This window comes from Amycolatopsis thailandensis (assembly GCF_042723255.1).
Lineage (GTDB): Bacteria > Actinomycetota > Actinomycetes > Mycobacteriales > Pseudonocardiaceae > Amycolatopsis > Amycolatopsis thailandensis.
In genome coordinates this window covers 9,717-13,900 of record NZ_JBHXJK010000178.1, presented here as the reverse complement: position 1 = coordinate 13,900, position 4,184 = coordinate 9,717, and the positions used below count along the sequence as shown (strand labels likewise).

General features: G+C 71.4%; 2 protein-coding genes. Both read right to left on the bottom strand.

Translation table 11 applies throughout. The features are described from left to right. Positions 1 to 107: 107 nt before the first annotated feature. Positions 108 to 1,292: an SWIM zinc finger family protein gene (locus ACFWMR_RS38935; RefSeq protein WP_093932686.1), complete on the bottom strand. Its 1,185-nt coding sequence runs from the start codon at positions 1,290 to 1,292 to the stop codon at positions 108 to 110. Then, positions 1,292 to 4,057 carry a DEAD/DEAH box helicase gene (locus ACFWMR_RS38930; protein WP_378382028.1) on the bottom strand — a complete coding sequence of 922 codons (2,766 nt, stop codon included), beginning with the start codon at positions 4,055 to 4,057 and terminating at the stop codon, positions 1,292 to 1,294. Before ACFWMR_RS38930 ends, ACFWMR_RS38935 begins: the two co-directional genes overlap by 1 nt. Between the last annotated feature and the right edge of the window lie 127 nt (positions 4,058 to 4,184).

Below are 4,184 nucleotides of genomic sequence, written 5' to 3'. Positions count from 1 at the left end.
CCGCACACCCGAGTTCCGGCTCTGATCACGCGAGTCACGGCTTCAAGCACGCGAGTCACGGCTCTGATCACGCGAGTCATGTCTTCAACTCGGCCGAGCCGCCGGTGTCAGGGCGGGTAGATCACGTCCGTCGGCCGCGCGGCCCCTGGGCCGTCGACCCGCCAGCCCTCACCGTCGCGCACGAAGCGATACCACTTATCGTCGCGGCCGTAGCGCAGTTGCAGATCGCCCTGGGTGATCCGGTTCCGCCAGGTCTTCGGCGTTCCCGGCAGCCCCGACTCGGCGAAGTCCGCCTTGGCCTGCGCGAGCGGAGCCTGCGCCGGTCGCCAGACCTCCCGGATCACCGCCATCCCGCCCCGGCCCGCCTCACTCCAGGCCTGCGCCCAGACGGCCAGATCCCGCACCGCGATCCCGGCCGCCTCGGCGAGGTCGGCGACACCGCCGGGATCGACTGCCGCCGCCCGCCGCGCTAGGTCTTCCACGAACGACAGTTCCGTCTCGCGCTCGGGCCCCATGACCAGCAGCTCCCAGGCCCTCGCGGCGGCATCGGCGGCCAGTTCCGCGAACGTGTCGCTGCTCCAGCCGGTGCGGTGCGGCGGGTCGACATCGAGGACCGCGGGCGGTCCGACCGTGCCGGGGACGGCCAGCCGCGGCGGCAGCGCGGCGATCCGCCGGGTGTAGGCGCGTTTCGGGTCGACACCCGGCGCGGCGGGGGCGCGCACCCGCTTGCCCGGCTGACTCGCGGGAGCCCGGCGGGCCCGCAGTTCCGCGAGCACGGCTTCCCTCGGCCTGCCGCGCAGCAGGAACAGCACGAACGGATCGGCGTCGACCTCGTCCGCGACCAGGTAGTACACCGCGGCGACGTGTTTGCACGGATTCGCGCTGTCCGGACAGGAACATTTCGGGCGGAGGTCGCCGGGACCGGGAAGCAGATCCGCGCCGGCGGCCCGCGCGTCCTCGGCCAGCTCGCCGGGCAATTCGCCGTCGAGCAGGGCGGCGACGTGCCCGAGCCGGGAACCCGCCATACCGAGAAGGCTTTCCCACTGCGCGTCGGTGAACGCCCGCATGTGGATGGTCACTCGGTACGGCACCGCCCGGCTGCCCTGCACCCAGGCCGTCACCTCACCGGCGCCGACCACGAGCTTGCTGACCGTGTCTTTGCGCGCGTACGTCCGGCCGCGTGGGAGCCGGTTCGGGTCGAGCTTGGCGCGCTCCTCCAGCGCCTCGACCCACGCCGCGCCCCACCACGTGTTGCCGAAAGTGCGCCGTTTCCGGCCGGTCACGCCCGGCATCAGGTCTCCCCGAGCCGGACGAGGGCGGCGAGTTCGTCGTCGGACAGCTCGGTGATCCAGTTCTCGCCCGCGCCGATGACCGAGTCGGCCAGCCCGCGTTTGGTCTCCAGCACCGTGGCGATGCGCTCTTCCAGGGTGCCTTCGGCGATCAGCCGGTGCACCTGGACCGGCCTGTCCTGCCCGATCCGGTACGCGCGGTCGGTGGCCTGGTCCTCGACCGCCGGGTTCCACCAGCGGTCGTAGTGGATCACGTGGGTGGCCTTGGTCAGGTTGAGCCCGACGCCGCCCGCCTTGAGCGACAACAGGAACACCGGCACCTCGCCCGCCTGGAACCGGGCGACCATGTCCTCGCGGTCCTTGGGCGTGCTCGACCCGGACAGCAGCATCGTCGGGAGCCCGCGTTCGGCCAGGCGTTTCTCCAGCAGGCGGCACAGCTGGACGTACTGGCTGAACACGAGCACGCTGTCGCCTTCGTCGAGGATGACGTCGAGCAGTTCCTCGAAGGCGGCGAGTTTCCCGGACCGGCCGTGCAGCACCCCGGGTTCCTTGAGGTACTGCGCCGGATGGTTGCAGATCTGCTTGAGTTCGGTGAGCAGTTTCAGCACCTGTCCGCGCCGGGCCGCGCCGTCCAGCTCGCGGATCATCGCGAGATTCTCCCGGACCACGGCCTCGTACAGGGTCGTCTGCTCGGCGGTGAGCGGGACGAACCGGTCGGTCTCGGTCTTGCGCGGGAGTTCGGGCGCGATGTCCGGGTCGGTCTTCTTGCGGCGCAACAGGAACGGCCGCACGGTCGTGGCCAGCCGCTCGGTGACGGCGGTGTCGCGGTCGCGTTCGATCGGCCGGGCGACCTTGCGGCGGAAACCGTCGAGCGAGCCGAGCAGGCCCGGTGTCGTCCAGTCCACAATGGACCAAAGCTCGGTGAGCCGGTTCTCCATCGGCGTTCCGGTCAGGGCGACCTTCGCGGCAGCCGGGATCTTCCGCAGCTCCTTGGCGGTGACCGAAAGCGGGTTCTTGACGTGTTGCGCCTCGTCGGCGGCGATCATTCCCCAGTCCACTTCGGACAGTGCCGCGCGATCCCGGCGGAGAACGCCGTACGTGGCGAGCACGACCTCGTCCGGCGCGACCTCGTCGAGATGCCGTCCGCCGCCGTGGAACCGGCGCACCGGGATGTCCGGCGCGAACCGGGCGAACTCGCGTTCCCAGTTGCCCAGCAACGACGTCGGGCACAGGACGAGCGTGGGGCCCTCCCCGCGCGGACGGCGGTGCAGATGCAGGGAGATGAGCTGGATCGTCTTGCCCAGCCCCATGTCGTCGGCGAGGCACGCGCCGAGACCGAGCCCGGTCATCGTGGCCAGCCAGGCGAGGCCGGCCTTCTGATACGGCCGCAGGGTGGCCTTCAGTTCCGCGGGCTGCTCGATCGGCTCTTCGGCGCTTTCCCGGATGCGCTGGAGCAGCCCGGTCAACGCCGACGGGGCGCTGAACTCGACCTTCTCGCCGTCCAGTTCCAGTTCGCCGGTGAGCGCCGCGGCCAGCGCTTCGGCTCCGGACAGCTTCTTCGCGCGATGAGCACGCACCTTGGCGATCAGGCGCGCGTCGACCTTGACCCATTTGCCGCGCAGCCGCACCAGCGGCCGTTTCGCCTCCGCGAGCGCGGTGACCTCGGCGTCGGTGAGCTCCTCGTCCCCGAGGCTCAGCCGCCAGCGGAACTGCAGCAGGCTCTTGAGCGTGAACTCGGGCCCGGTGACACTGCCCGGGGCCTGCGTCGCGCTCGCCTTCGCCTTGAGTTCGCCCGAGAAGAGGTTCTTCGGCCACTGCACCTCGATACCGGCGCCGCCGAGGGCAGCGTCGCCGTGGGTCAGCAGGTCGACGACCTCGTCGTACTCCAGCGCCAGCTCGGTCGGCGCGGCCGACCGGAGAATGCGCCCGAGCGGCGCCCACGCCCTGGCGCCGCGGCGCAGACCGAGCAGCATCTGGGTCTCGACCTGCTCACCCATCCGCTCCAGAACGGCTTCGGGCGCGTCCCACAGTGTCGCCGCCTCGATGATCAGGCTCGGATCCGCGGCGCTCCGCACGGCGACGACGGCGGCGAACGTCGCCTCGCCTTCGGGGTCCTCGGGTTCGTACACCTCCATACGCAGCACGAGATGCGCGCCCTGCGCCTGGCGGGCGCTCAGTTCCGCGAGCCACGCGGCGCCGTCCGGCCCGACCAGCGTCGGCTCCGCCGAGGCGAACGCCGGACCGCCCGCCGCGACACTCGCGGCCGGCGTGCGGACCAGCACGTCCGCCGTCGCGTCCCAGAACGCGCGGATCAACGACTCCGGCGAGTGCAGCCGGATGCGTTTCAGCCCGGACAGCGGCAGCGCGTGCGCCTCGGGCGGCAACGCGGCGGCGAGACCGCGCAACATCTCCTCGTCGGCGACGTCGAGCGGGCCGACCCGCCACGAATCCACCCCGCCGGGAGAGGCCGCGGGCAGCAGCCTTCCGCGGGCGATGAGGTTGACCCCGGCCTCCGCGACGGCCGACCACGCCGCGATGGCCGGACTCAGGTCGCCCTCGGCTGTCAGCAGCCGGGGAATCGCGCGTGACAACGGGACGAGCGCCGCGTCGACCTTCGTGCGCCGGAAGACCTTCCCGACCGGCAGCACGAGTTCGATCGCGGTGTCACCCGCTACGCCGTCTCCCCAGAGCGCCAGCACGCCGTCCCGCGGGGGATCCGAGGGGACGAAGGTGGCTTGGGTTCCTGTGCCGAACTCCACGCCCCGCACGCTAGAGCACGGGACCGACAGCTGTCGGGCGGCGGTGGGGTGATAGCGGCGTTGACGTCACAAAAACACGATTAAAGCCCGATGATGACAAACGCAAAAGCCGGGTCCGGGGGCGTATAGACCCGGC

Excerpts from the sequence above, each read along its gene's own strand:
- ACFWMR_RS38935 (WP_093932686.1), bottom strand. The coding sequence starts at position 1,292 with ATGCCGGGCGTGACCGGCCGGAAACGGCGCACTTTCGGCAACACGTGG.